This is a genomic window from Pectobacterium brasiliense (assembly GCF_013449685.1).
Taxonomy (GTDB): Bacteria; Pseudomonadota; Gammaproteobacteria; order Enterobacterales; family Enterobacteriaceae; genus Pectobacterium; species Pectobacterium brasiliense_A.
Genome location: NZ_JACDSF010000022.1, coordinates 1 through 26,901, shown reverse-complemented (window position 1 = coordinate 26,901; position 26,901 = coordinate 1). Strand labels below are relative to the sequence as shown.

At 50.9% G+C, this 26,901-nt stretch carries 26 protein-coding genes; 17 read left to right on the top strand and 9 right to left on the bottom strand.

Going from position 1 to position 26,901, the window contains the following annotated elements:
* Positions 1-23: 23 nt before the first annotated feature.
* The 7 genes from rbsR to H0248_RS10595 all read right to left on the bottom strand — a co-directional run bounded on the left by rbsR (position 24) and on the right by H0248_RS10595 (position 6,438).
* Positions 24-1,019: a ribose operon transcriptional repressor RbsR gene (gene rbsR, locus H0248_RS10625; protein WP_164496821.1), complete on the bottom strand. Its 996-nt coding sequence runs from the start codon at positions 1,017-1,019 to the stop codon at positions 24-26.
* A gap of 3 nt (positions 1,020-1,022) precedes the next feature.
* A complete protein-coding gene (gene rbsK, locus H0248_RS10620) occupies positions 1,023-1,949 on the bottom strand; it encodes a ribokinase (protein WP_039546223.1) in 927 nt (308 codons plus the stop codon).
* Between the two features lie 71 nt (positions 1,950-2,020).
* Positions 2,021-2,908 carry a ribose ABC transporter substrate-binding protein RbsB gene (gene rbsB / locus H0248_RS10615; protein ID WP_005976509.1) on the bottom strand — a complete coding sequence of 296 codons (888 nt, stop codon included), beginning with the start codon at positions 2,906-2,908 and terminating at the stop codon, positions 2,021-2,023.
* A 25-nt stretch (positions 2,909-2,933) separates the two neighbouring features.
* Positions 2,934-3,902 carry a ribose ABC transporter permease gene (gene rbsC, locus H0248_RS10610; protein ID WP_010681479.1) on the bottom strand — a complete coding sequence of 323 codons (969 nt, stop codon included), beginning with the start codon at positions 3,900-3,902 and terminating at the stop codon, positions 2,934-2,936.
* A gap of 7 nt (positions 3,903-3,909) precedes the next feature.
* Positions 3,910-5,415, bottom strand: coding sequence for a ribose ABC transporter ATP-binding protein RbsA (gene rbsA / locus H0248_RS10605; protein ID WP_102118013.1), 1,506 nt, complete (start codon positions 5,413-5,415; stop codon positions 3,910-3,912).
* 7 nt (positions 5,416-5,422) lie between these two features.
* Positions 5,423-5,842, bottom strand: a complete 420-nt coding sequence (gene rbsD, locus H0248_RS10600) for a D-ribose pyranase (RefSeq protein WP_180746053.1) — start codon at positions 5,840-5,842, stop codon at positions 5,423-5,425.
* Between the two features lie 200 nt (positions 5,843-6,042).
* Positions 6,043-6,438, bottom strand: a complete 396-nt coding sequence (locus H0248_RS10595) for a YgiW/YdeI family stress tolerance OB fold protein (protein WP_180785902.1) — start codon at positions 6,436-6,438, stop codon at positions 6,043-6,045.
* Positions 6,439-6,712: 274 nt separating this feature from the next.
* On the opposite strand from H0248_RS10595, the gene qseB reads away from it, so the two are divergent.
* Both qseB and qseC read left to right on the top strand, forming a co-directional pair.
* The gene (gene qseB / locus H0248_RS10590) at positions 6,713-7,375 is read left to right on the top strand and encodes a quorum sensing response regulator transcription factor QseB (protein ID WP_180785901.1); all 663 of its coding nucleotides are present in this window, start codon (positions 6,713-6,715) and stop codon (positions 7,373-7,375) included.
* A complete protein-coding gene (qseC, locus tag H0248_RS10585) occupies positions 7,372-8,730 on the top strand; it encodes a quorum sensing histidine kinase QseC (RefSeq protein ID WP_180785900.1) in 1,359 nt (452 codons plus the stop codon). Before qseB ends, qseC begins: the two co-directional genes overlap by 4 nt.
* 142 nt (positions 8,731-8,872) lie before the next feature.
* Here qseC and kup read toward each other — a convergent pair whose 3' ends face one another.
* Positions 8,873-10,741, bottom strand: coding sequence for a low affinity potassium transporter Kup (gene kup, locus H0248_RS10580; protein WP_180785899.1), 1,869 nt, complete (start codon positions 10,739-10,741; stop codon positions 8,873-8,875).
* A 351-nt stretch (positions 10,742-11,092) separates the two neighbouring features.
* On the opposite strand from kup, the gene ravA reads away from it, so the two are divergent.
* Both ravA and viaA read left to right on the top strand, forming a co-directional pair.
* Positions 11,093-12,592: an ATPase RavA gene (ravA, locus tag H0248_RS10575; protein ID WP_180785898.1), complete on the top strand. Its 1,500-nt coding sequence runs from the start codon at positions 11,093-11,095 to the stop codon at positions 12,590-12,592.
* 6 nt (positions 12,593-12,598) lie between these two features.
* A complete protein-coding gene (gene viaA, locus H0248_RS10570; protein WP_180785897.1) occupies positions 12,599-14,077 on the top strand; it encodes an ATPase RavA stimulator ViaA in 1,479 nt (492 codons plus the stop codon).
* Here the strand turns inward: viaA and asnA are convergent.
* Positions 14,074-15,066 (bottom strand): aspartate--ammonia ligase, encoded by a 993-nt coding sequence (gene asnA, locus H0248_RS10565; protein ID WP_039556422.1) that lies wholly within the window; start codon positions 15,064-15,066, stop codon positions 14,074-14,076. The two genes, viaA and asnA, sit on opposite strands and share 4 nt — an antisense overlap.
* Before the next feature lie 152 nt (positions 15,067-15,218).
* Between asnA and asnC the strand changes: the two genes are divergently transcribed.
* From asnC to H0248_RS10500, 13 genes are all read left to right on the top strand, one after another.
* Positions 15,219-15,680 carry a transcriptional regulator AsnC gene (gene asnC, locus H0248_RS10560; RefSeq protein ID WP_010300103.1) on the top strand — a complete coding sequence of 154 codons (462 nt, stop codon included), beginning with the start codon at positions 15,219-15,221 and terminating at the stop codon, positions 15,678-15,680.
* 89 nt (positions 15,681-15,769) lie between these two features.
* A complete protein-coding gene (mioC, locus tag H0248_RS10555) occupies positions 15,770-16,213 on the top strand; it encodes an FMN-binding protein MioC (protein ID WP_180785896.1) in 444 nt (147 codons plus the stop codon).
* Positions 16,214-16,603: 390 nt separating this feature from the next.
* Positions 16,604-18,493, top strand: a complete 1,890-nt coding sequence (gene mnmG / locus H0248_RS10550) for a tRNA uridine-5-carboxymethylaminomethyl(34) synthesis enzyme MnmG (RefSeq protein ID WP_180785895.1) — start codon at positions 16,604-16,606, stop codon at positions 18,491-18,493.
* 82 nt (positions 18,494-18,575) lie between these two features.
* Positions 18,576-19,196 carry a 16S rRNA (guanine(527)-N(7))-methyltransferase RsmG gene (gene rsmG, locus H0248_RS10545; RefSeq protein ID WP_180785894.1) on the top strand — a complete coding sequence of 207 codons (621 nt, stop codon included), beginning with the start codon at positions 18,576-18,578 and terminating at the stop codon, positions 19,194-19,196.
* 623 nt (positions 19,197-19,819) lie between these two features.
* Positions 19,820-20,203, top strand: a complete 384-nt coding sequence (gene atpI / locus H0248_RS10540; protein WP_180785893.1) for a F0F1 ATP synthase subunit I — start codon at positions 19,820-19,822, stop codon at positions 20,201-20,203.
* A 22-nt stretch (positions 20,204-20,225) separates the two neighbouring features.
* Positions 20,226-21,026, top strand: a complete 801-nt coding sequence (gene atpB, locus H0248_RS10535) for a F0F1 ATP synthase subunit A (protein ID WP_010681467.1) — start codon at positions 20,226-20,228, stop codon at positions 21,024-21,026.
* A 49-nt stretch (positions 21,027-21,075) separates the two neighbouring features.
* Positions 21,076-21,315: a F0F1 ATP synthase subunit C gene (gene atpE, locus H0248_RS10530; RefSeq protein ID WP_005976545.1), complete on the top strand. Its 240-nt coding sequence runs from the start codon at positions 21,076-21,078 to the stop codon at positions 21,313-21,315.
* 63 nt (positions 21,316-21,378) lie between these two features.
* Entirely contained in the window at positions 21,379-21,849 is a 471-nt protein-coding gene (gene atpF, locus H0248_RS10525; protein WP_010681466.1) for a F0F1 ATP synthase subunit B, read from the top strand.
* Between the two features lie 14 nt (positions 21,850-21,863).
* Positions 21,864-22,397: a F0F1 ATP synthase subunit delta gene (atpH, locus tag H0248_RS10520; protein WP_180785892.1), complete on the top strand. Its 534-nt coding sequence runs from the start codon at positions 21,864-21,866 to the stop codon at positions 22,395-22,397.
* A gap of 12 nt (positions 22,398-22,409) precedes the next feature.
* Positions 22,410-23,951: a F0F1 ATP synthase subunit alpha gene (atpA, locus tag H0248_RS10515; protein ID WP_180785891.1), complete on the top strand. Its 1,542-nt coding sequence runs from the start codon at positions 22,410-22,412 to the stop codon at positions 23,949-23,951.
* A gap of 52 nt (positions 23,952-24,003) precedes the next feature.
* A complete protein-coding gene (atpG, locus tag H0248_RS10510; RefSeq protein ID WP_005976554.1) occupies positions 24,004-24,867 on the top strand; it encodes a F0F1 ATP synthase subunit gamma in 864 nt (287 codons plus the stop codon).
* Between the two features lie 47 nt (positions 24,868-24,914).
* Positions 24,915-26,297: a F0F1 ATP synthase subunit beta gene (atpD, locus tag H0248_RS10505; RefSeq protein ID WP_039317443.1), complete on the top strand. Its 1,383-nt coding sequence runs from the start codon at positions 24,915-24,917 to the stop codon at positions 26,295-26,297.
* Positions 26,298-26,316: 19 nt separating this feature from the next.
* Positions 26,317-26,736, top strand: a complete 420-nt coding sequence (locus H0248_RS10500; protein WP_010300077.1) for a F0F1 ATP synthase subunit epsilon — start codon at positions 26,317-26,319, stop codon at positions 26,734-26,736.
* Positions 26,737-26,901 lie beyond the last annotated feature (165 nt).

Genomic DNA, 26,901 nt, shown 5'->3' with positions numbered 1-26,901 from the left:
TCGCCGCTAATTGAGCGAAATCCTCACCGGACAGACTGACGTACCATCAATTCCGGCGTCAACACCAGCGCATTAGGTTCAGTATTGGGATGTTCTAGACGATACAAGAGTGTATCAACCGCTAATTCGCCGAGTTCATCTTTAGGTTGGTGAACGGTAGTAAGAGGTGGAGACATATAGCGGGCCAGTTCAATGTCATCGTAACCAATAACTGCCATATCTTGCGGAATAGAAAGTCCAGCCTGATAAAGCGCATGGTAAACGCCAACGGCCATCGCATCGTTACTGGTGAACACCGCTTCAGGTTTATCTTCCAGCGCTAACAACTGCTGCATAGCGCGGTAGCCCGCTTCAAACTCAAAATCACCGAAAATTTCATAATCAGCGGGAACGAATAGCCCAGCGAGCTGCATCGCCTGTCGATAACCTTCTAATCGGTTATAGGCTGTCGTCTTATCTTTCGGACCCGCAATGCAGGCTATCTTTTTATAACCACGGGAAATGAGGTAATTGGTCGCGATCTCTCCACCGAGCAGGGAGTTATCTTTAATGACGTCCATAACGCCTTCAAAAGGTGCCCAATCCATCATGACCATAGGTATAGAAGGATAGCGGCTCATCATTTCGGGCAAAGGGCGATGGTTTTCGGTGCACATCAACAGTACGCCGTCGACCCGCTTTTGCAGCAGCGTTTCGAGACTATGGCTCATTCTGTCGCGATCGCCTTCGGTGTTGCACAGAATCAGGCTATAGCCTCGTTCATAACAGCAGCGCTCTACGCCACGCACCACTTCGGCATAAAACGGGTTATTACTGGCAGTGAGCAACATGCCGATGGTGCGGGTCTGGTTTATTTTCAGACTTCTGGCCAACGCAGACGGCGCGTAGTTGAGATCCTCAACGGCCTTCATCACTTTTTCGCGAATGGTATCGCTGACAAAGCGATTGTTATTAATGACGTGAGATACGGTAGAAGTAGAAACGCCCGCAAGACGGGCGACATCTTTCATGGTGGCCAAAGATCACCCCTGGGTTTGCAAAAATGCGTCGATCTCTTCACGCCACGGGACAGAGGGCTGAGCACCTCGGCGAGTAACGGCTATCGCCGCTGCCGCATGGGCAAATTTCACTGCGGAGGACATGGGTTTATTTTCCAGCAATGCAGTCACTAATGCGCCATTAAACGTGTCTCCGGCGGCGATAGTATCCACGGCTTTTACACGATATCCTGGAATTCGCTGCCCCTGACCGTTTTCACTTAACCATACGCCACGGCTACCCAATGTGATGAGCACCGTTTCGATACCTTTATCGTGAAGAACCTGTGCTGCGCGAGCCGCATCGTCTTCCGTCTCAACGGTAATTCCCGTCAGGAACTGTGCTTCGGTTTCATTCGGCGTGATCATATTGACCAGCGATAACAGTTCATCGGGTAGCTCGCGGGCAGGAGCGGGGTTCAGAATCACTTTTGTTTGGTGTTCATGCGCGAGTTTAGCGGCCGCAATAACCGTTTCCAACGGCGACTCAAGCTGCATAAGCAACGCTGAAGCATCAATAATGTGTTGCTGATGACGATGAAGGTAATCAGGCGACACCGCAGCATTTGCGCCTGCATTAATCGCAATCATGTTCTCAGCGTCGGCGTTAACAAAAATCAGCGCAACGCCGGTTGTTTCCCCAGAGATAGCCTCAACGGCGGAAACATCAATATTGTCCTTGGATAGCTGCTGGCAAATACGGGTGCCGATATCATCTTCTCCAACGCAGGCAATAAAGGCGATGTCTGCACCGCTTCGGCCAGCAGCAACGGCCTGATTGGCACCTTTCCCACCGAAAGCAACGCTATATTGCTCACCGATCACCGTTTCGCCTGGGCGGGGAAATTGCTCAAGATTGAGAATATGGTCAGCATTAATACTGCCCAGTACCACCAGCTTACCCGTTTTCATTATGTCGAATCCCGCTACGTTAATAATGCGCCACCACAAACGGGTGGCGCGAGCCCTGCTTTATTCTTTAATTATTTTGCTACCAGCTTCAGGTCAACCGGAATGATGGCCTGCGTTTTTTCGCCTTTCAGCACTTTCGCAGCCGTTTCGATACCGATTACACCGATCTGATCAGGACGCTGAGCAACGGTTGCAGCCAGCTTGCCTGACTCAACGGCCTTCACGCCATCCTGAGTGCCGTCAAAACCAACGACCAGCACATCTGTTTTACCTGCGGTTTGCAATGCACGCAGTGCGCCCAACGCCATTTCATCGTTCTGGGCAAATACAGCCTGAACGTCAGGGTGCGCGGTCAGCAGGTTCTGCATCACGTTCAGCCCTTTAGTACGGTCGAAGTCAGCCGGTTGGCTGGCCAACATCGCGAATTTATTTTTCTCAGCAGATTTCATGAAGCCCGCCCCACGCTCACGCGCGGCAGACGTTCCGGCAATCCCTTCCAGCTGAATCACCTTGGCACCTTCACCCAATTTCTTGGCAATGAAGTCACCGGCAACTTTACCACCGAAGGCATTATCAGAAGCAACGTGGCTCACAACTTCACCACTGCTGGCAACGCGGTCCAGCGTAATAACAGGGATCTTGGCCTGATTGGCCATTTTAATCGCATTACCTACCGCATCAGAATCGGTCGGGTTGATCAGCAGAACTTTGGTTCCACGCACCGTCAAATCCTGAACGTTAGCCAGTTCTTTTGCTGGGTTATTCTGAGAATCCAGCACAATTAGCTCGTAACCCAGTTTGTCAGCTTCTTTCTGTGCACCCTCTTTCATTGAAACAAAGAACGGGTTATTCAGCGTAGAAACCACCAGAGCAACCGTATCTTTGGCCAAGGCATTAGCACTGACAGTCGCGCTCAGCGCAACAGCGGAAACCAGAGTAGCCAGCTTTTTCATATTCATAACTCAATTCCTGTGTGAATGAAGGTTATTTACTGCTTTTGTTATCTACCAGGACCGCCAGCAAAATGACGACTGCTTTAACGATCATTTGGTAGTAAGAAGAAACACCTAATAAATTCAGTCCGTTGTTGAGGAAGCCAAGGATAAGTGCGCCGATCAACGTGCCAACGATACGCCCTTTACCTCCAGCCAGACTGGTGCCGCCCAATACTACAGCCGCGATGGCATCCAGTTCATACCCTGTACCCGCCGTAGGCTGTGCAGAGGACAAACGTGCGACTTCGATAATTCCCGCCAGGGCAGACAGCAGCCCACACAGGGAATAGACAATAATCTTGATTTTATCAACGCTGATACCAGACAAACGGGTGGCAGATTCATTGCCGCCCAGCGCATAGATATAACGCCCCAACCGCGTATGGTGCAGCATGTACCAAGCCGCCGCGAACACGATAGCCATGATCCAGATTGGCGTCGGAATCCCCAGCGGACGACCGATACCAAACCAGCCAAACGCATCTGCCACATCGGAAAAACCGGTATTCACCGGGCTGCCGTTGGTATAAACCATCGTCACACCGCGCAGTAACAGCATCATGACCAACGTGGCAATAAACGCCTGCACTTTGCCTTTGGATACAATGACCCCCGTACCCGCACCAATCAGCGCCCCCAGCGCCAGTGCGCCAAACACCGCCACCAGCGCATTGACTTCAAGCCCGACGATGGAAGCCGCTACGGCACCGGTCAATGCCAGCAGTGAACCCACCGACAAATCGATTCCCGAGGTCAGTATCACCAACGTCATGCCAACGGCCATGATGGCGTTCACCGACGTCTGCTGGAGAATATTGAACAGGTTGTTCAGGGTAAAAAAGTTAGGGCTCATAGCGGACACAACCGCAATCAGGATCAGGAGCGCGATCAGCGATTTCTGCTCCAGTAACCACTCTTTGCTGAACCAGCGTTTTGCCGCGATAGATTGAGAACTCATGTCTGACTTACTCCTGCTTTGCGCCGTATTGCTTACCAACGGCCGCGGCCATCAGTGCTTCCTGGGTTGCTTGCTCAATAGGGAAATCACCGCTCAAGCGCCCTTCATGCATCACAATGATGCGATCGCTCATTCCCAAGACTTCGGGCATTTCGGATGACACCAATATGATGCTCAGCCCTTCTTCTTTGAATTGATTGATTAACTGATAAATCTCTTTCTTCGCCCCTACGTCGACGCCACGCGTCGGTTCATCGAGGATCAGGACATTCGGGCGCGTCATCAGGCCACGGGCAATCGCCACTTTCTGCTGATTACCGCCGGAAAGCAGGCCGATAGGCTGCTCCATCGAAGGCGTTTTCACGTTGAACAGCCGAATAAAATCGGCAACCGTCAGTTGCTCCTCGGCGTGTTTCAGGCGACCGCCCGCATGGCTGAAATAGCGCAGTGCGGTTAAGGACATGTTTTCTTTTACCGACATGCCCAGCACCAGACCATCGCGTTTGCGATCTTCCGATATATAAACGATGCCGTTCGCCAAGCCATCCTGCGGTTTACGGGTCACCACGTCGCGGCCATCCAGCGTCACATTGCCGCCCGTACGCGGCAGTGCGCCGTAGAGAATCTTCATCAGCTCGGTACGACCCGCGCCCATCAGCCCCGCGACGCCCAGAATTTCGCCTTTTCGCACCGTAAAGCTGACGCGCTCTACGCCCGGCCCTGACAGGTTCTGCACCTTAAGGCGAACCTCTCCCGGCGCTTTATTCGAACGCGGGTACTGATCTTCCAGCTTACGACCCACCATCATTTCAATCAGCGTATCTTCCTCTAAGTCACTGACCGGACGCTCGCCAATAAACTGACCATCGCGGAACACGGTAATGTCATCGCAGATTTCAAAGATTTCTTTCAGACGGTGGGAAATATAGACAATGCCGCATCCCTGAGATTGCAGCTCTTTGATCACGCTGAATAGCGAAGCGGTTTCGGTATCCGTCAGGGCATCGGTAGGTTCATCCATGATGATGACTTTCGATTCAAAGCTCAGCACCTTGGCAATTTCTACCATTTGCTGATCGCCAATCGATAAATCCCCGACCATACGACGACTGTCGTAGCGCAGATTAAGGCGTTTCAGCAGCTTATCAGCTTCCGCATACATCTTGTTCCAGTCGATACGACCGAAGCGGTTGGTAAATTCACGGCCAAGGAAGATATTCTCGGCAATCGTGAGTTGGGGAATCAGGTTAAGTTCCTGATGGATAATACCGATACCTGCTTCCTGAGACGCTTTCGGCCCGCTGAAATCCACCTCTTGTCCTAGAAAATGGATACTGCCGGCATCTTTACGATAGATCCCGGTCAAGACTTTCATCATGGTGGACTTGCCCGCACCATTTTCGCCCACCAGCGCCATCACTTTTCCCGGATAGACATTGAGTGCAGCACCGGAAAGCGCTTTAACGCCGGGAAAAGATTTCGTGATGCCTTGCAGTTGCAGTAAAGGTTGCATTGATGCCTCAGAACGTTACGCCAGCACAAAGGATGACATTGGCATACGGAGAGCATTCTCCGCTGCGAATGATCGCCCGGCTTTTGCCGCTTTGGGTTTTAAATTCTTCATGGCTAACATAGTGCAATGCAATTGAGTTTCCCTGGAGTTGTTCAAGTTGCTTCAATTGATCGAGTAATGCGTCATGGACTGCGGGGTTCTTTTCAATAATCTCTTCCGCCAGAATCGCGGCCTCGACCTGCATTTCGCTGGTGACAACGCTAACCACCTGCAAGAACGTCGGCACGTTATGCGTCAATGCCAGATCGATACGGGTCGTCGTTTCAGGAATCGGTAAACCGGCATCACCAATAACAAGGCTATCGGTATGCCCCAGTCGAGAAATCACGGAAGAAATATCTGAATTCAATAATGCTGCTTTTTTCATCTTCTCACCCCACCAGCGAAACGTTTCGCTAATAACATTCTAGAAAAAGAAGCAAGAAAGGCAATGAAGAGATAAAAAAAATGTGATCGCTATCGAAACGTTTCGCTAACAAAAAAATAAAGAGAACAAGAGGCCGTTATAGAAGGTTGATAAATAGAGAAATGGCGGGCAACNNCCACGAGGGAATTGAGGATAACGATTTAGAGTTTGCGAATCTGCTTCACATCCAGCTCGACGGAGTTGAAGTCTTTATCCAGTTCACCCTGAATTTCCACTTTGTCGGTGGGCGAAACCATCTGACCATTCCAGCGTTTGTGATCGATTTCGACTTCCATCGTGCCTGTCGCGTCGCGGAACAGGTAGTTTTCATCACCGATCCGTTTTTCAATATTACCGCTCAGTGTCACCCAACTGTCGTCACGCAGATCTTTAGCTTTATCTACCGTCGTGAGGGAATTCTGGGGATCAACAAATCCCCCTTTGTGTGTGCCAACTGCTGGCGTTTCAGGATTGACGAAACCGCCGCCGCTTTGCGCGGCAAATACCGGTGCAGAAACCAGAGCGGTAATGGCGAGTAATGCAGCTGCTTTTTTCATGTTTACCCTTCCTTATTTTGCCTGTTGTTTCAAAGTTAACTGCTTCACAGTCAACTGTGTCGCAGTCAACCTGCAGGAGTAATTAGTCTTCGAGAAGGATTAAAACAAACCGTTCTTAACAGAATCTTAAGGAATCAGCTTCTGCATTTTTATTTTTTTATATTGCCGAAATCGCCCGCTTTCAGCGATTTGTCCTGTAGACGTCGCCCCCCGATTTCGTATAAAACCGGAAAAGGCATAAGCGCAACAGCAGCGCATTCTCTGCGAGGCAGCCATGAGAATATTGTTAATCGAAGACGATCGCTTGATTGGCGACGGTCTGAAAGTGGGGTTGAACAAACTGGGCTTTAATATCGACTGGTTTATGGAAGGTAAAGCCGGTGCTGCGGCATTGAAGGCGGCACCCTATGATGCAGTGGTGCTCGATCTCAGCCTCCCGGGCATGGACGGGATGGATATTCTGCGCCAGTGGCGTCAGGCTGGGCATGACGAACCGGTACTGATTCTGACCGCCCGCGATGCACTGGAACAGCGTGTTGAAGGTTTGCAACAAGGCGCCGACGATTATTTATGTAAGCCCTTTGCGCTGACAGAAGTGGCCGCTCGCCTGCAGGCACTGATTCGTCGCCGTCACGGTCAGCTTCAACTGGCATTAACGCACGGTGCAGTTTCCCTTGAGCAGGGATCGCGGAGCGTCACGCTTAACAATGAACCGTTGATACTAAAATCCCGCGAACTGGCGCTGCTGGAACTGTTTTTGCTCAATCCGAACCGCATACTCACACGCGCACAGTTGGAAGAAAAGCTCTATGGCTGGGACGATGATGTCTCCAGCAATGCGATAGAAGTGCATATCCACCACCTGCGTAAAAAGCTGGGTAGTGGGTTTATCCGTACCGTGCATGGCGTTGGCTATATTCTAGGAGATGCGCCATGAACCGACTCAGCCTGCGTTTACGCCTGATTGCAGGTTTTACGCTGCTGACATTGATTTGCTGGGGCGTAGCCAGTCTGCTTTCGTGGTATCAAACACGCCATAACATTAATGAGCTATTTGATACCCAGCAAATGCTGTTTGCAAAGCGTCTTGCCACCATGAATCCCGATGAATTGCGCATCCCATCAGCGTCTCTGCCCAAAACCAAAAATCTGGTACATAAAAACCGTGGCAAGCAGGATGATGATGCGCTGGCCTTCGCCATTTTTACCCGCGATGGGAAAATGGTGCTGAACGATGGTGATAACGGCAAGGATTTCATTTTTAACTATACGCGCAACGGCTTCACCGACGGCAGGTTACGCGATGACAATGACGCCTGGCACATCGTCTGGCTGACGACACAGGATGATCGTTACGTGATTGCTGTGGGTCAGGAATGGGAATACCGTCAGGATATGACGCTGGATATTGTAAAAACCAACCTAATGCCCTGGCTGTTTGCCCTGCCGATCATGCTGGCACTGCTGTTCTGGCTGGTCACGCGTGAGCTCTCGCCGCTAAAACGCATTACCGCCGAGCTTCAGCAGCGTTCCCCCGATGAAAGTACGCCGCTGGCGACGCAGCACATCCCGCAAGAAGTTCGCCCGTTGGTCAACGCATTAAACCACCTGTTTTCCCGCATCAGTGACATGCTGGTTCGTGAACGCCGTTTTACCTCCGATGCGGCTCACGAATTGCGTAGCCCGCTGGCAGCGTTGAAAGTTCAAACCGAAGTCGCACAATTGGCGCATGATGATGAAGCCATGCGGTACCATGCGCTGGTCAATCTGGATAAAGGCATCGATCGGGCCACACGGCTGGTGGATCAGCTCCTGACGCTGTCGCGGCTGGATGCCGAATCGTCCCCTGAAGGAATGCAGCCCGTCCCGTTCAATGAACTCCTGCAACAGGCGATGATCGCGCATTACCACACGGCGCAAACCGCGGGTATCGAGCTGACGCTGGATTTACCGAACACCCCGGTTATTCGGCAAGGTCACCCGCTGCTGCTGACTCTGCTGGTACGCAATCTGCTGGATAATGCTATTCGCTACAGCCATGAAGGGGGAACGGTAAGCCTGGCGCTGACAGCGCGCGGCTTTCAGGTTGCCGATAACGGACCGGGCATTAGCGAGGAGGCGCTGGCAAGAATTGGCGAACGCTTTTATCGCCCGCCGGGGCAGGAGAAATCCGGCAGCGGTCTTGGGATTTCCATCGTCAATAACATCGCAAAACTGCACCACATGCGGGTCACATTCACCAATCAGCCCGAAGGTGGGCTGATTGTGTCGGTTAACTGGCAAAAGCTATAGGACGTTGCGTTGGGGTAAGATCGAGATACACGGTCGACCACGAGGCGAGGTGTCCCTGCGGGAACCTCATCCCCGTGTGTCCCTAATAACAAACAGCGAGTCGCTGCCTACGTGTTAACGATAGCGAGTATAGAGGGTTCACTTAAATCTCGACCTGTATCCCCAGCTCAATCAGCCTGTTCGGCGGTATTTCAAACTGATCCGCAGCGCGCAGCGCATTGCGGCTGAGCATCATGAATAGCTTACCGCGCAAACGCAGATACCACGGGCGATCACCGATAATCAGCGATTCATTGGACATAAAGAAAGACGTTTCCATCATTTGGCAGGTTAACCCGTCCTGCCAACAGCGCTGAAAGACCTCTTCCACATCCGGCGTCTCACGCCAGCCATAGTTGGCAATCACGCGCCAGAACGTCGGCGAAAGCTGTTCAACCGTCACGCGGCGCGCGTTAAGCACATAGGGCGCATCCTCCGTTCGCATGGTCAACAGCACCACGCGCTCGTGCAGGATCTTATTGTGCTTAAGGTTATGCAACAGCGCGAACGGAATCACGCGAGTCGCGCGCGAGAAATACACGGCGGTTCCCGGCACACGCGTCGGCGGCGTTTTCTCCAGCGAGGCAATCATGGCATCCAGCGAGTTACCATGCTCATGCAACCGACGCAGCAACCTGAAACGCTCGCTTTTCCACGTCGTCATGATGATAAACATCACCATGCCCAGCGCCAGTGGCAGCCAGCCGCCAGAGAGGATCTTGACCACGTTCGCCAAAAACATCGGCACATCGATAACCAGTAAGCCCGCCAGCAATACCCACGCCAGATAGCGATTCCAGAGCCAGTTCTTCAGCGCCACTGTACAGAACAGAATGCTGGTAATCACCATCGTGCCCGTTACCGCAATCCCATAGGCCGCCGCCAAATTGCCCGAATGCTCAAAGCTGACAATCACGATGACAACGGCGATATAGAGCATCCAGTTAATGGCAGGGATATAGATCTGACCGGATTCCATATCTGACGTGTGTACGATACGCATCGGCGGCAAGTAGCCCAATCGCACCGCCTGACGGGTCAGGGAGAAAACGCCGGAAATGACGGCCTGCGAGGCAATAATTGTCGCCAGCGTAGCCAATATCATCAGAGGAATCAGCGCCCAGTCAGGCGCCAGCAGAAAGAAGGGGTTCTTGATGGCTTCCGGGTCTTTTAACAACAGCGCACCCTGCCCGAAGTAATTTAACACCAGCGATGGCAGCACCACCGTAAACCAGGCCAGACGGATCGGGAATTTACCGAAGTGGCCCATATCGGCATACAGCGCCTCGACCCCAGTAATCGCCAGCACCACGGCCCCCAGCGCGAAGAACGATACCGCTTTATATTCGATAAAGAAGCGCACGGCGTACATCGGATTCAACGCCTGCAGGACTTCGGGGTTAGCAATAATGCTGCGCGCGCCCAGTACGCCAAGCGTCAAAAACCAGATCAGCATCACGGGTGCAAACAGCTTGCCGACGCTACCCGTACCATGTTTTTGAATGATAAACAGTAATGTCAGAACGACAATCGAGAGCGGAACAATATAGCTGTCCATTGAGGGCGCGGCGATTTCCAACCCTTCCATCGCCGACATCACCGAGATAGCGGGTGTGATGACCACTTCCCCATAGAAGAAGCTGCCGCCAATCAACCCCATAATGACCAGCACGGACGTCATGCGATCGGAGGTATTGCGCCCAGCTAGCGACATGAGGGTGAGAATCCCACCTTCGCCGGCGTTATCGGCACGCATCACATAGGTCAGATATTTCAGCGAAACAACGAGAACCAACAGCCAAAATATCAGTGAAAGAAAGCCAAAGACCGAGTCAGGCTCAACCCCAAAACCAAACTGCCCTGATAAACATTCCCTTAACGTATAAAGAGGGCTGGTTCCTATATCTCCATAAACCACCCCGATGGCCGCCAGCGTGACAGCCGGAAGCGAACGTTTATGTTCTGAGCTCATATCTATCTTCTGTTGTTAATCAGTCCGCGAATGTTAATCAGTCCGCGAAGCGCGTCATTCACAGCAACTCGTCCAAGAGCGCACAGTATGCACAAATCAGGGTAAAAACCCATTTTTATTATACGGTCACCTGTATAAGAAACATCCTGTAAAAGGTAGTTTATTGCTTACTTACCCCGTTAGGGTGAATAATCCGTAAAAGTATTCTAATAAAAAACTGTGATCTGCCGTTTATTATTACCATTACCTTTCTGAATGTAGGGATTTTCTGAGCGTCCGCTTTCAGGAGATCAATCGGGTTCAGAAATAAACGATTTCGGTGCATCACATCATGGGACTAACGGATTAATTATGCGTCAAACTGCGGCATTGGCTGAAAGAATTTCTCGTCTCAGTCATGCGCTAGAACACGGGCTCTACGAAAGACAGCACACCATTCGTCTCTGTCTGCTGGCCGCGCTAAGCGGGGAAAGTGTTTTCCTGCTGGGGCCGCCAGGTATCGCCAAAAGTATGATCGCCCGGCGTCTTAAATTCGCTTTTCGTCATGCGAACGCGTTTGAGTACCTGATGACTCGCTTTTCCACCCCAGAAGAGGTATTCGGTCCCCTTTCCATTCAGGCGTTAAAAGACGAAGGACGCTATCAGCGTCTGACGGCTGGCTATCTGCCGGAAGCTGAAATCGTGTTTCTGGATGAGATCTGGAAAGCGGGCCCCGCCATTTTGAATACCCTGCTGACGGCCATTAACGAGCGGCGTTTCCGTAATGGCAACAGCGAAGACACAATCCCAATGCGCCTGCTGGTTGCGGCATCGAATGAACTACCGGAAGCGGATGGCGGTCTGGAAGCACTCTACGACCGCATGCTTATCCGTCTGTGGCTCGATCGTGTGCAGGAAAAACAGAATTTCCGTGCGCTGCTCGTGAATAACAGCAGCGAACGCGATAACCCCGTCCCGCCCGCTCTTAGCGTCAGCGATGAAGAGTACCAACAGTGGCAGAAGGATATTGAACACGTCGCGTTGCCAGAATTCAGCTTCGAGCTGATTTACACGCTGCGCCAGCAGCTTGATGCGCTGGAACAGGCGCCTTACATTTCCGATCGACGCTGGAAAAAAGCCCTGCGCCTGCTTCAGGCCAGCGCATTTTTTTGCGGACGGGATACCATTACGCCGGTTGATATCATTCTGCTGAAAGACTGTCTCTGGCATGACCAAAGCACGTTAACGCTCATCGAGCACCAGCTTGAATTACTGATTACCGAACACGCCTACCAGCAGAAAAGCCTGCTGTTCCGCTTGCAACAGGTGAACACCAGACGTCAGCAATACCAACGTGAACAAAGCGAATTACAGGCCTTTTCGGTAGAGAAACAGGGGCACTTCCTCGGCCGAAAATTCCATTACACCTTGCCTGACACGATCGCCGCTGAAACGCTGGATCTAGTGCTGCAACGCCCGCTGATCCTGCACGATATTGAAGTCAACCACCTGATCATTGAGAAAAATGTGCTGCAAGGCTGGCTGCAAAAAGGGGGAGAAATCCGGGGCAAGCTCAACGGCATCGGCTTTACCCAACGTCTCGATCTGCTGGTGGACGAGCGCCAACATCTGACGGTTCGTGATATCAGCCTGCAATCCTCTATTCTTTCTCTGCCGGAAAAGCGCGACATTGCGCTTCCTGCCGACATTATCGATGAGTATGAAAAGCTGAACATGCAGTTGCGCGAACAGCGCCGCTTATTCAGCCAGCATCAGCCTTGCCTGTTTGTCCCCAGTGAGTGGTTGGCCAAAATAGAAGCCAGCCTGCAACAGGTCGCTGAGCAGATCCAGCAATCAGAGCAACAGGACTAACGCACGATGATCACGCTGGAATCACTGGAAATGCTGTTGTCTATCGATGAAAACGAGCTGTTAGACGATCTTATCGTCACACTGCTGGCGACGCCTCAGCTCGCTTTCTTCTTTGAAAAGTATCCCAGCCTGAAGTCCGCGTTACTCAACGACCTACCTCACTGGAAAGAAACCTTAAAACAGCGCCTGCGTGCCACACAGGTACCGCCGGAGCTGGAAAAAGAATTTAGTTGCTACCAGCGTTCACAATCGATCGACAATCAGACTTTTCAGACACGCCTGCCTGCGATTATGGATACGCTGAACAACGTGGAATCCCCCTTTCTGACACAGGCTTCACAGCTCATAGCCTCTCCAGAACAAACCTTAGGGCAGAAGGTCACGAGCGGGCTTCACGCACTCTTTCTTCAGCGCTGGCGGCTAAGCCTCACTCTGCAAACGGTTTCACTGCATCAGCAATTGATGGATCAGGAGCGGGAAATCCTGCTGGATGAACTGCAACAACGCCTGACCCTCAGCGGCAAACTCGAACCTATTCTGGCCGAAAACGAAAATGCGGCCGGGCGGCTCTGGGATCTCAGCGCGGCACAGCGTATTCACACCGATCCCCGTCCGTTACTGGATTTCGGCGCTTTCCTGCAACGCCAGCCTGCATTACAAAAATTGGCGGAACGCTTAGGGCGCAGTCGCGAAACCAAATCCATCCTCACGCAGGAAGCACCGAAAGAAGCCTTCCGGGTCAGAGTACGGGAACCCGCCACCGTGCCTGAGCAAGTGAGCGGCGTGCATCAGAGCGATGACATTTTGCGTTTGATGCCAACAGAGCTCGTCACACTGGGCATTAGCGAACTGGAATATGAATTCTATCGTCGCCTGCTGGAACATCGGCTGCTGACCTATCGCTTACAGGGAGAGAGCTGGCGCGAGAAAATCACCGAGCGCCCCGTGGTACATCAGCAAAACGAACAGCAGCCACGTGGCCCCTTTATCGTCTGCGTCGATACGTCAGGCTCGATGGGCGGCTTTAATGAACGCTGTGCGAAAGCCTTCTGTCTGGCACTGATGCGCATCGCGCTCGCCGACAACCGCCGTTGCTACATCATGCTGTTTTCTACTGGCGTGGTGAAATATGAGCTCACGTCTGCGGACGGCTTAGAGCAAGCGATACGTTTTCTCAGCCAGTCGTTTCGTGGCGGCACGGATATGAGTGCCTGTCTGTCAGCATTGTTGGATAAGATGGACGACGCACTCTGGCATGATGCCGATGCGGTGGTGATTTCGGATTTTATCGCCCAACGGTTGCCGGATGAGGTGGTAAATAAGGTGAAAAGCCTGCAGAAGCAGCTACAGCATCGTTTCCATGCTGTAGCGATGTCCGATCATGGCAAACCCGGCATCATGCACATCTTTGACCATATCTGGCGCTTTGATACCGGGTTAAAAAGCCGCTTAATGCGCCGTTGGCAGCACGGCAAGGCTTATTAAAGCAGGCCGGAAACTGACTCACGCAGCGGCTGTGGCCATACGCCGCACTGAACCTGACCAATGTGCGACAATTGCAGTAACAGCATGACCAGGCGAGACTGGCCGATTCCCCCACCGATCGTTTGCGGCATTTCGCCGCGCAGCAGCGCCTGATGCCATTCCAGCTTCAGACGTTCTTCATCCTGCGTCAGCGCCAGCTGGCGTGTTAACGCATCCGCATCGACACGGATGCCCATTGATGAAATCTCAAATGCATCGTTCAGAACTGGGTTCCACACGACGATATCACCGTTCAGACCCGCCAGTTCCTGCTCGCCCGGCGTCGTCCAGTCATCATAATCCGGCGCACGTACATCGTGAGAATGCCCGCTGGACAGCTTACCGCCAATCCCAATCAGGAAGACCGCCCCCAGTTCTTTAGCGATAGCGCGTTCACGCCCTTTGGCATCCAGATCGGGGTAGCGCTGCAGCAACGTTTCGGTATGCACAAAATGAATCTGCTCTGGCAGGAAAGGCTGAATGCCAAACGCCTGATGTACCGCAGCTTCCGTTGCTTTAATGCCCTGATAAATACGCGTCACCGTCGATTTCAGATACTCCGCATTACGCTCGCCATCTCCCATCACGCGCTCCCAGTCCCACTGATCGACATAGACCGAGTGGATCGGGCTCAAACGATCTTCGTCTGGGCGCAGTGCCTTCATGTGAGTATAGATGCCTTCGCCGAAGCTAAAATCATACGCACCCAGCGTTTTACGTTTCCATTTCGCCAGTGAGTGAACGACTTCAAATGTGGCATCTGGCAGGGCTTTAACCTTAACCTGCACCGCTTTTTCCGTACCAGACAAGTTATCCTGTGTGCCGTCGCCGATACGGCTGAGAATCGGTGCCTGGACTTCAATCAATCCCAAAAGCTGCTCCAGTTGGCTGGAGAAGAAAGACTTAACGAAGCTGATTTGCTGTTGTTTTTCGATGTACTGCTTTTTCATTGCCGCGTCTCTTATTCATCGTATTTAGTTATTCATTAAGCAATAAAAACTGCCAGTCATTCAATAATCTTATGGATAAATTGCACTTGTGCTTTTAATCCGTCATTTTAGAGCGGTATAAAATCATTATTCGCTAAAATAGGGGGCTCAAAGTGGCAGAAATTTATCAGATCGATAATCTCGATCGCGGCATTCTTTCCGCCTTAATGGAAAATGCGCGCACGCCTTATGCCGAACTGGCAAAACAATTTTCCGTTAGTCCGGGGACGATCCACGTTCGAGTGGAGAAAATGAAGCAGGCGGGCATCATTGTCGGTACACGTCTGGACGTGAACCCAAAACAACTGGGCTATGACGTATGCTGTTTTATCGGCATCATTCTGAAAAGCGCCAAAGATTATCCTTCTGCGCTGGAGAAGTTGAACAATCTGGAAGAAGTGGTTGAGGCTTACTACACCACAGGGCATTACAGCATCTTTATTAAGGTCATGTGCCGTTCGATCGAAGCACTGCAACATGTGCTTATCAACAAGATCCAAACAATTGATGAAATTCAGTCCACTGAAACGCTAATCTCCCTGCAAAACCCCATCATGCGGACGATCGCGCCGTAATGCTTTTTTCCTATACCCATATTATCCACAGGTAGATCCCAGCCAGATCACAGCGTACAATATCCCGTCTTTTATCGGATGGGATCGCTATGGCAGACATTACCTTAATCAGTGGCAGTACCCTTGGCAGTGCCGAGTATGTTGCGGAGCATTTGTCTGAACTGCTGGAGAAGGATGATTTTTCCACTGAAATTCTGCATGGCCCTACGCTTGATGCACTACCTGAAAGCGGTATATGGCTGGTGGTGACGTCTACACACGGTGCAGGAGAATTCCCTGACAACCTGAAAGCACTGTTTGAACAGCTGGAACAGCAAAAGCCCGATCTTTCTCAGGTAAGTTTCGGTGCGATAGGGATCGGTAGTAAAGAGTACGACACGTTCTGTGGCGCGATCCAAACAGCGGATCGTGTATTGGCTCAATTAGGTGCCAAACGGATCGGTGAAATCCTCGAGATCGACATCACCCAGCATCAGATTCCAGAAGATCCAGCAGAAGAATGGCTAGGATCGTGGGTTAATTTACTCAAATAAGATGAAATATTCGGCAGTTGAATGTGGATAACTATGCTTAATTCAGGTGTAAAAGCCGTAGTTATCCCAATAACAACCTAAGTATGTTTTTTGTCCTGTGCATAAATCCGCATTAAGATCCCAGCTTATACTGTCCAGGATCACCGATCATTCACAGGTAAGGATCAACGCCATTCTCTTGATCTTTAATATGAATAATCACTTATCCACACAACATGACGATCCTAATAAGAGATCTAATAAAGAGATCTTTAAATAAAAAGATCTTTCTTTAATTAACGAGGATCCAACGGACTTGGTCGTTGGCTCAAAGTTGAGTAGAATCCCCATCCCAGGGCAAATAACGATCGTTCGCCACTCATCATTCGCGATAATGCGAGGAGCAGTACCATGTTTTATCCAGATCCATTTGACGTCATCGTGATCGGTGGCGGTCATGCCGGAACAGAAGCTGCTATGGCTTCCGCCCGAATGGGACAACAGACGCTTTTACTCACACACAATATCGATACGCTGGGACAAATGTCTTGTAACCCGGCGATTGGCGGTATTGGAAAAGGTCATCTGGTTAAAGAGATCGATGCCATGGGAGGCTTGATGGCGCGTGCCGTCGATCAGGCTGGTATACAGTTTAGGATACTAAACAGCAGTAAAGGTCCGGCAGTCAGAGCAACGCGCGCACAGGCGGATCGTGTTCTCTATCGTCAGGCTGTTCGCACGGCACTGGAGAATCAGCCAAACCTAACGATCTTCCAACAGGCCGTTGACGATCTGATTGTGGAAAACGATCGTGTCGTCGGTGCTGTTACCCAGATGGGACTAAAATTCCGTGCAAAAGCCGTAGTGTTGACGGTAGGCACTTTCCTTGATGGCAAAATTCATATCGGGCTGGATAACTACAGCGGTGGCCGTGCAGGCGATCCGCCTTCTATTCCGCTCGCGCGTCGTCTGCGTGAGTTACCTCTGCGCGTCAACCGTCTGAAAACCGGTACGCCGCCACGTATTGACGCCAGAACCATCGATTTTAGCGTGCTGGCTCAACAGCACGGTGACAACCCGATGCCCGTTTTCTCGTTCCTGGGTAATGCGAGCCAGCATCCGGCGCAAATGCCGTGCTACATCACGCATACCAATGAGAAGACCCACGATGTGATCCGTAATAATCTGGATCGTAGCCCGATGTATGCAGGGATCATCGAAGGGATCGGCCCACGCTATTGCCCGTCGATCGAAGACAAAGTCATGCGCTTTGCCGATCGAAATACGCATCAGATCTTTCTTGAACCTGAAGGCCTGACCAGCAACGAAATTTATCCTAACGGGATCTCTACCAGTTTGCCGTTTGACGTCCAGTGGCAGATTGTTCGCTCAATGACAGGGATGGAGAATGCACGCATTGTTCGTCCTGGTTATGCCATTGAGTACGATTTCTTCGATCCTCGCGATCTGAAACCTACGCTGGAAAACAAATTTGTGCATGGCCTGTTCTTCGCTGGACAGATCAACGGCACAACAGGGTACGAAGAAGCCGCTGCGCAGGGCATGCTGGCTGGGCTGAATGCAGCTCGATTGGCTGCCGATAAGGAAGGCTGGTCTCCACGTCGCGATCAAGCTTATCTCGGCGTACTGGTTGACGATCTCTGCACGCTGGGGACGAAAGAACCCTACCGTATGTTTACCTCGCGCGCTGAATATCGTCTGATGCTGCGCGAAGATAACGCCGATCTGCGTTTGACTGAAATGGGTCGCGAGCTGGGGATGGTCGACGATCATCGCTGGGCACGTTTCAACGAGAAGCTTGAGAATATTGAGAAAGAGCGTCAGCGTCTGCGCGACATTCACGTTCACCCGCAGTCTGAGCAGTTAGATCAGGTTAACTCACTGCTGAAAACGCCGTTGTCCCGTGAAGCGAACGGTGAAGAACTGCTGCGTCGCCCGGAAGTGGATTACGTTCAGCTTACTGCGCTACCGCTGTTTGCCCCAGGATTAACCGACGAACAGGCCGCAGAGCAGGTTGAAATTCAGGTCAAATACGAAGGGTATATTGCTCGCCAGCAGGATGAAATCGAGAAACAGCAGCGTAATGAAAATGCACTGCTGCCTGCCGATCTGGATTACAAACAGGTGAGTGGATTGTCCAATGAGGTGATTGCCAAGCTGAACGATCATAAACCTTCGTCGATCGGTCAGGCTTCACGGATTTCTGGCATTACGCCTGCGGCGATCTCCATTCTGCTGATCTGGCTTAAAAAACAGGGTCTGCTGCGTCGTAGCGCCTGATTTAAGGTAAACTTATCCCCTAAATAGCCGGTTCTCCGGCTATTTTTATTATTAACCTCATATTTTTCATCGGGATCTTATTGTGCGCAACACACTCGATAATCTGCTAAACGCGGCTGGCATTGTGATTTCAGATAAGCAAAAAAATCTTCTGATACAGTATGTTGATATGCTGAATAAGTGGAACAAGGCTTACAACCTGACGTCGGTACGCGATCCGCAGCAAATGCTGGTCCGCCACATCATGGACAGTATCGTGGTTGAGCCACATTTATACGGACAGCGTTTTATCGATGTGGGTACCGGACCTGGGTTGCCGGGAATTCCATTGGCCATTGTTCGTCCTGATTCGCATTTCACTTTGCTGGATAGCCTGGGTAAGCGTGTGCGCTTCCTGCGTCAGGTTCAGCATGAACTACAGCTTGAAAACATCACGCCAGTGCAGAGTCGCGTTGAGGCGTTTCCAGCAGAACCCCCTTTTGATGGGGTGATCAGTCGGGCATTTGCCTCTTTGCAGGACATGATTAGCTGGTGCAGCCATCTTCCGGCCAGACCGACAGGGCGGTTTTATGCTCTAAAAGGCGTACTTCCAGAGGATGAATTGTCATCCTTGCCACAAGATGTCCTATTAGATCAGGTTGTTCGCTTATCCGTTCCCGATCTGGAAGGTGAGCGCCATTTGGTCGTGCTTAAACCAAACTAATTTTGTTTTTTATCAAAAAAATTATAACTAAATATTGCATGTCAGGATGCCACCTCGTCTATCGGTGGCATTGTTCTGGAACGCATCGCGATCACTGAAATTTTACATCTTCGTTTTTTCAGCGTTGTCCTTTTGCTTTCGCACTGAATAATAACGAGCGAAAATAAATCATCGGCATCAAAATTTAGTTATTTTTGTGTTAATTGAGTAAAAAAACGATATCAATAATGTCAATAGGTGGTTGAAACGTTGTTTATTGCGATTTTTGGATGGTGTTTTTATTAAATTATTGAAATTAAATAAAATAAATACGTTTTATTGCTAAGGACAAAAAAAGATACATCCTGTTGTAAATATTCGTAAGCCCTTTTATGTGAGTCATATCACAGATTGGAGGCCTTTAGAAATTAATGACACCAGACATGAGTCGCGAGGATTGTTAGTAAAAACGGGGCTTCAGAAAGAAATTTAAATAATTGTTCACCTTTTCGCTACTTATCGATTGAATTCGCAGGTATGACCCGTATAATTTGCTCGTTTTTTGCTGCTTGACTCAGTGGTGTAAAGGCAGTTTTATACGTCATTCGGTATACCTCTGAAAAGGTACGGAGAGAGCAAACGTCATGCCTGTATCCCTTTACAGCGGAAAAGTAGCCTTAAGGCTGCTGTTGTTACAGTTAGTGACTTTTGCTTTGTTGAGTGCTGTTTTCAGCCTCAATAGCGTCAACGCTGCTGCTTCTGCATTAGGCGGAGGATTGGCAGCCTGGTTACCGAATGTGTTGTTTGTGCTGTTTGCCTTGCGTCATCAGTCACACAAACCTGCTGATGGGCGTGTGGCCTGGTCATTCGCGATTGGCGAGGCGCTTAAGGTATTTATCACCATTGCACTGTTAGTGGTGGCGTTAGGCGTGTTTAACGCGGCATTTTTTCCGCTTGGCCTGACTTATTTATCGGTGCTGGTTATGCAGATCGTGGCACCGGCCGTAATTAATCGTTGCCGTAATTAACAACAAAAGGGTAAGAGACATCATGGCTGCTGGAGAAATCTCTACTCCGCAAGAGTATATCGGTCACCACTTGCAGCATTTGCAGGTCGGGACGGGTTTTTGGGCGATCAACGTCGATTCGATGTTTTTCTCCATCGCTCTTGGGGTCCTCTTTCTGGTTATCTTTCACCGCGTAGCAAAACGTGCGACCAGCGGTGTGCCAGGTAAGCTGCAAACGGCTGTCGAACTGATTATCGGTTTCGTTGATGGCACCGTTCGCGATATGTTCCATGGCAAAAGCAAACTGATTGCTCCTTTGGCGCTGACCATTTTCGTCTGGGTTTTCCTGATGAACCTGATGGACCTGCTGCCTATCGATCTGTTGCCGCAAGCCTGGGCTGGCATCTATAGCCTGCTGGGATACGATCCGGCGCATGCTTATCTGCGTGCTGTGCCGACGGCCGACGTGAACATCACGCTGTCGATGGCGCTTGGGGTGTTTATTCTGGTTCTGTTCTACAGCATCAAAATGAAGGGTCTCGGTGGTTTTGTTAAAGAACTGACCATGCAGCCGTTCAACCATCCAGTATTTATTCCTATCAACCTGATTCTTGAAGGTGTCAGCCTGCTGTCCAAACCTATTTCCTTAGGCTTGCGACTGTTTGGCAATATGTATGCGGGTGAGTTGATCTTCATCCTGATTGCCGGTCTGTTGCCGTGGTGGTCACAATGGCTGTTAAATGTGCCTTGGGCTATTTTCCACATTTTGATTATTACGCTTCAGGCTTTTATTTTCATGGTTCTGACGGTTGTTTATCTCTCGATGGCATCTGAAGAGCATTGATTTTCTTTCAACAAATAACGTTTTTAACTGAAACAAACTGGAGACTGTCATGGAAAACCTGAGTGTGGATCTGCTGTACATGGCTGCCGCGTTAATGATGGGTTTGGCGGCAATCGGTGCTGCGATCGGTATCGGCATTCTGGGTGGTAAATTCTTGGAAGGTGCTGCTCGTCAGCCTGACCTGATTCCTTTACTGCGTACACAGTTCTTTATCGTCATGGGTCTGGTTGACGCCATCCCGATGATCGCTGTTGGTCTGGGGCTGTATGTGATGTTTGCGGTGGCCTAAGCAGAATGTTTTCTGCTGAGGTTAAAACATCAACTTATTTAACTTTGAAAGAGGCATTGTGCTGTGAATATTAATGCAACAATCCTCGGCCAGGCCATTGCGTTCGTCCTGTTTGTCTGGTTCTGCATGAAGTATGTATGGCCGCCTATGATGGCAGCCATCGAGAAACGTCAAAAAGAAATTGCTGACGGTCTGGCTTCTGCTGAACGTGCCAAAAAAGATTTGAACTTGGCTCAGGCCAATGCGACAGATCAACTGAAGAAAGCCAAAGCGGATGCTCAGGTTATCATCGAGCAGGCGAACAAACGCCGTGCTCAGATCCTGGATGAGGCGAAAGCTGAAGCGGAAGCTGAACGTAACAAGATTGTGGCGCAGGCGCAGGCTGAAATCGAAGCCGAACGTAAACGTGCTCGTGAAGAGCTGCGTAAGCAAGTTGCCGTATTGGCGATTGCCGGTGCCGAGAAAATTATTGAACGTTCCGTGGATGAAGCTGCTAACAGCGACATCGTTGATAAACTGGTCGCTGAACTGTAAGGAGGGAGGGGCTGATGTCTGAATTTGTCACGGTAGCTCGCCCCTACGCCAAAGCAGCTTTTGACTTTGCGGTTGAGAATCAGGCCTTGGATCGCTGGCAGAACATGCTGGCGTTTTCGGCCGAAGTGGCGCGCAATGAGCAGATTGCCGAGTTGCTTTCTGGTGCGGTTGCACCGATTGAGCTGGCGAAAACATTTATTGCCGTTTGTGGTGATCAACTTGATGAAGCCGGTCAGAACCTGATTAGGGTGATGGCCGAAAACGGACGTTTACCAGTGCTTCCTGAAGTACTGGAACAATTTATTCAACTGCGGGCAACTCTGGAATCGACGGTTGACGTCGATGTGATTTCTGCCAACACGTTGAGTGAGCAGCAGCAATCAAAGATCGCTGCCGCTATGGAAAAACGTCTGTCACGCAAAGTGAAGCTGAATTGCAAAATTGATAAGTCTGTCATGGCCGGCGTGGTTATCCGCGCGGGCGATATGGTGATAGATGGCAGCATTCGCGGTCGTCTGGAACGTCTGGCAGACGTCTTGCAGTCTTAAGGGGACTGGAGCATGCAACTGAATTCCACCGAAATCAGCGAACTGATCAAGCAGCGCATTGCTCAGTTCAATGTGGTGAGCGAAGCTCACAATGAAGGTACTATTGTTTCCGTCAGCGACGGAATCATCCGCATCCACGGTCTGGCAGACGTGATGCAGGGAGAGATGATCTCTCTGCCGGGTAACCGTTATGCGATCGCACTGAACCTGGAGCGTGACTCCGTTGGTGCGGTAGTTATGGGACCGTATGCGGATCTGGCTGAAGGCATGAAAGTAAAATGCACCGGCCGTATTCTTGAAGTTCCAGTTGGTCGCGGTCTGCTGGGTCGTGTGGTCAACACGCTGGGCGCACCGATTGACGGTAAAGGCGCACTGGATCACGACGGTTTCTCTGCGGTTGAAGCGATTGCGCCTGGCGTTATCGAACGTCAGTCCGTTGATGAGCCGGTACAAACGGGCTATAAGTCCGTTGACGCCATGATTCCAATCGGTCGTGGTCAGCGTGAGCTGATTATCGGTGACCGTCAGACGGGTAAAACCGCACTGGCTATCGACGCTATCATCAACCAGCGTGATTCCGGCATCAAATGTGTGTACGTCGCTATCGGCCAGAAAGCGTCCACGATTTCTAACGTGGTACGTAAACTGGAAGAGCACGGCGCACTGGAAAACACCATTGTTGTTGTTGCTACTGCGTCTGAGTCTGCTGCTCTGCAATATCTGGCACCGTATGCCGGCTGTGCGATGGGTGAGTACTTCCGTGACCGCGGTGAAGATGCGCTGATTATTTATGATGACCTGTCTAAACAGGCCGTTGCTTATCGTCAGGTTTCTCTGCTGCTCCGTCGTCCGCCAGGTCGTGAAGCTTATCCTGGTGACGTTTTCTATCTCCACTCCCGTTTGTTGGAGCGTGCATCGCGCGTTAATGCCGATTACGTTGAAGCATTCACCAAGGGTGAAGTGAAAGGGAAAACCGGTTCGTTGACGGCTCTGCCGATCATCGAAACACAAGCGGGTGACGTTTCTGCGTTCGTTCCAACCAACGTAATTTCTATTACCGATGGTCAGATCTTCCTGGAATCCAACCTGTTTAACGCCGGTATTCGTCCTGCGGTTAACCCAGGGATCTCCGTATCCCGTGTGGGTGGTGCAGCACAGACCAAGATCATGAAGAAACTGTCCGGTGGTATTCGTACCGCTCTGGCACAGTACCGTGAGCTGGCAGCATTCTCTCAGTTTGCTTCCGATCTTGATGATGCAACCCGTAAGCAGTTGAGCCACGGTCAGAAAGTGACCGAGCTGTTGAAGCAGAAACAGTATGCGCCGATGTCTGTCGCACAGCAGTCTCTGGTTCTGTTTGCGGCGGAACGTGGTTATCTGGAAGATGTTGAGCTGTCGAAAGTTGGTAGCTTTGAAGCGGCACTGTTGGCTTATGCTGACCGTGAGCATGGCGAACTTCTGCAACAAATCGACCAGACTGGCGCTTATAACGATGAGATCGAGGGCAAGTTTAAAGGCATCCTCGATACTTTTAAGGCAACCCAGTCCTGGTAACGCCCGGTGGCCTGCTGTAAAGCAGGCCGCAAGGCTTTGAGGAGAAGCAAAGATGGCCGGCGCAAAAGAGATACGTAGTAAGATCGCAAGCGTCCAAAATACGCAGAAGATCACCAAAGCAATGGAAATGGTCGCCGCTTCCAAAATGCGTAAATCGCAGGATCGTATGGCGGCCAGCCGTCCTTATGCGGAAACCATACGCAATGTGATTGGTCACCTTGCGTTAGGAAATCTGGAATATAAACACCCGTACCTGGAAGAACGCGACGTTAAGCGCGTTGGGTATCTGGTGGTGTCTACTGACCGTGGCCTGTGCGGTGGTCTGAACATTAACCTGTTCAAGAAACTGCTGGCTGATATGAAATCCTGGAGCGACAAAGGCGTTGAAACTGATTTAGCGCTGATTGGTTCCAAAGCGGTCTCTTTCTTCGGTTCGGTAGGCGGAAACATTGTTGCTCAGGTTACCGGTATGGGGGATAACCCTTCCGTATCAGAATTGATAGGCCCGGTTAAAGTTATGCTGCAAGCCTATGACGAAGGTCGTCTGGACAAGCTGTATATCGTAAGCAACAAGTTTATTAATACCATGTCTCAGGAACCGCTTGTTGTTCAAGTGTTACCGTTACCGCCTTCGGATGACGGTGAGTTGAAGAAGAAAGCCTGGGATTACCTGTATGAACCCGATCCTAAGTCGCTGCTGGATACCCTGCTGCGCCGTTATGTAGAATCTCAGGTTTATCAGGGCGTCGTAGAAAATCTGGCTAGTGAGCAGGCCGCGCGAATGGTTGCGATGAAAGCCGCGACCGATAACGGCGGTAGCCTGATCAAAGAGCTGCAGTTGGTATACAACAAAGCTCGTCAGGCCAGCATCACTCAGGAACTCACCGAAATCGTCGGGGGAGCCTCCGCGGTTTAAAGCAGGTTTACGAATTACGTATTGTCGAATTACGTAGAGGATTCAAGATGGCTACTGGAAAGATTATCCAGGTAATCGGCGCCGTGGTGGACGTCGAGTTCCCGCAAGATGCCGTACCGAAGGTGTACGATGCGCTTGAGGTAGAGAACGGCGCTGAAAAACTGGTGCTGGAAGTACAGCAGCAGTTGGGCGGCGGCATTGTTCGTTGTATCGCAATGGGTTCTTCTGACGGCCTGCGTCGCGGGTTGAACGTGAATAACCTGGACCACCCGATCGAAGTACCGGTAGGTAAAGCAACGCTGGGTCGTATCATGAACGTATTGGGTGACCCAATCGACATGAAAGGCGACATCGGCGAAGAAGAGCGTTGGGCTATCCACCGTTCAGCTCCGAGCTATGAAGAGCTGTCAAACTCACAGGAACTGCTGGAAACCGGCATCAAGGTTATCGACCTGATGTGTCCGTTTGCCAAGGGCGGTAAAGTGGGTCTGTTCGGTGGTGCGGGCGTAGGTAAAACCGTAAACATGATGGAGCTGATCCGTAACATCGCGATCGAGCACTCCGGTTACTCCGTGTTTGCAGGCGTAGGTGAGCGTACCCGTGAAGGTAACGACTTCTACCACGAAATGACCGACTCCAACGTAATCGATAAAGTATCACTGGTGTATGGCCAGATGAACGAGCCGCCGGGTAACCGTCTGCGCGTAGCATTGACCGGCCTGACTATGGCGGAAAAATTCCGTGATGAAGGCCGTGACGTACTGCTGTTCGTCGATAACATCTACCGTTATACCCTGGCTGGTACGGAAGTATCCGCACTGCTGGGTCGTATGCCTTCTGCGGTAGGTTATCAGCCGACGCTGGCGGAAGAGATGGGCGTTCTGCAAGAACGTATCACCTCAACCAAAACCGGTTCTATCACCTCCGTTCAGGCCGTTTACGTTCCTGCGGATGACTTGACTGACCCGTCACCAGCCACCACCTTTGCTCACTTGGATGCAACCGTGGTACTGAGCCGTCAGATCGCTTCTCTGGGTATCTACCCGGCCGTTGACCCGCTGGATTCTACCAGCCGTCAGTTGGATCCGTTGGTTGTTGGTCAGGAACACTATGATGTTGCTCGTGGCGTGCAGTCTATTCTGCAACGTTACCAGGAACTGAAAGACATCATCGCGATTCTGGGTATGGACGAGCTGTCTGAAGAAGACAAGCTGGTGGTATCCCGTGCGCGTAAGATTCAGCGCTTCCTGTCTCAGCCGTTCTTCGTAGCGGAAGTATTTACCGGTTCTCCGGGCAAATACGTCTCCCTGAAAGACACTATCCGTGGCTTTAAAGGGATTATGGAAGGCGAATACGACCACCTGCCAGAGCAGGCGTTCTACATGGTTGGTTCCATTGAAGAAGTCGTGGAAAAAGCCAAGAAACTGTAACGCCTTGTAGGAGGGTGACATGGCTATGACTTACCATCTGGATGTCGTGAGTGCAGAACAGCAAATGTTCTCCGGTCTGGTGCAGAAGATCCAGGTAACGGGGAGTGAAGGCGAACTGGGTATTTATCCGGGACATGCTCCTCTGCTCACTGCCATTAAGCCGGGTATGATTCGTATCGTTAAGCAGCACGGTGAGGAAGAGTATATCTATCTTTCTGGCGGCGTCCTTGAGGTGCAGCCGAATATTGTCACCGTACTGTCTGATACCGCTATCCGTGGGCAGGATCTGGATGAAGCACGTGCGCTGGAAGCGAAACGCAAAGCTGAAGATCATATCCGCAATTCGCATGGCGATGTGGATTATGCTCAGGCTTCCGCTGAGCTGACTAAAGCGATTGCGAAGCTGCGTGTTATCGAGCTGACCAGAAAAGCGATGTAACAGATAAGCTTGCAATAATTGAAGGCCAGTCAGTTCACACTGACTGGCCTTTTTGCATTTAAGTCTATGTTACATATAAAAATGCCTGCGAAAGAAGGCATTAAGATCGCGGATAAACCCATTTACCGAACGAAAACGGCAATAATGGGATAGAAGAGTAAAGCG

Coding starts and splice junctions, on each gene's coding strand:
- rbsK (WP_039546223.1), bottom strand. CDS start 1,949: ATGAAAACGGGTAAGCTGGTGGTACTGGGCAGTATTAATGCTGACCAT.
- rbsB (WP_005976509.1), bottom strand. CDS start 2,908: ATGAATATGAAAAAGCTGGCTACTCTGGTTTCCGCTGTTGCGCTGAGC.
- rbsC (WP_010681479.1), bottom strand. CDS start 3,902: ATGAGTTCTCAATCTATCGCGGCAAAACGCTGGTTCAGCAAAGAGTGG.
- rbsA (WP_102118013.1), bottom strand. CDS start 5,415: ATGCAACCTTTACTGCAACTGCAAGGCATCACGAAATCTTTTCCCGGC.
- rbsD (WP_180746053.1), bottom strand. CDS start 5,842: ATGAAAAAAGCAGCATTATTGAATTCAGATATTTCTTCCGTGATTTCT.
- H0248_RS10595 (WP_180785902.1), bottom strand. CDS start 6,438: ATGAAAAAAGCAGCTGCATTACTCGCCATTACCGCTCTGGTTTCTGCA.
- qseB (WP_180785901.1), top strand. CDS start 6,713: ATGAGAATATTGTTAATCGAAGACGATCGCTTGATTGGCGACGGTCTG.
- qseC (WP_180785900.1), top strand. CDS start 7,372: ATGAACCGACTCAGCCTGCGTTTACGCCTGATTGCAGGTTTTACGCTG.
- kup (WP_180785899.1), bottom strand. CDS start 10,741: ATGAGCTCAGAACATAAACGTTCGCTTCCGGCTGTCACGCTGGCGGCC.
- ravA (WP_180785898.1), top strand. CDS start 11,093: ATGCGTCAAACTGCGGCATTGGCTGAAAGAATTTCTCGTCTCAGTCAT.
- viaA (WP_180785897.1), top strand. CDS start 12,599: ATGATCACGCTGGAATCACTGGAAATGCTGTTGTCTATCGATGAAAAC.
- asnA (WP_039556422.1), bottom strand. CDS start 15,066: ATGAAAAAGCAGTACATCGAAAAACAACAGCAAATCAGCTTCGTTAAG.
- mioC (WP_180785896.1), top strand. CDS start 15,770: ATGGCAGACATTACCTTAATCAGTGGCAGTACCCTTGGCAGTGCCGAG.
- mnmG (WP_180785895.1), top strand. CDS start 16,604: ATGTTTTATCCAGATCCATTTGACGTCATCGTGATCGGTGGCGGTCAT.
- atpI (WP_180785893.1), top strand. CDS start 19,820: ATGCCTGTATCCCTTTACAGCGGAAAAGTAGCCTTAAGGCTGCTGTTG.
- atpB (WP_010681467.1), top strand. CDS start 20,226: ATGGCTGCTGGAGAAATCTCTACTCCGCAAGAGTATATCGGTCACCAC.
- atpE (WP_005976545.1), top strand. CDS start 21,076: ATGGAAAACCTGAGTGTGGATCTGCTGTACATGGCTGCCGCGTTAATG.
- atpH (WP_180785892.1), top strand. CDS start 21,864: ATGTCTGAATTTGTCACGGTAGCTCGCCCCTACGCCAAAGCAGCTTTT.
- atpA (WP_180785891.1), top strand. CDS start 22,410: ATGCAACTGAATTCCACCGAAATCAGCGAACTGATCAAGCAGCGCATT.
- atpG (WP_005976554.1), top strand. CDS start 24,004: ATGGCCGGCGCAAAAGAGATACGTAGTAAGATCGCAAGCGTCCAAAAT.
- atpD (WP_039317443.1), top strand. CDS start 24,915: ATGGCTACTGGAAAGATTATCCAGGTAATCGGCGCCGTGGTGGACGTC.
- H0248_RS10500 (WP_010300077.1), top strand. CDS start 26,317: ATGGCTATGACTTACCATCTGGATGTCGTGAGTGCAGAACAGCAAATG.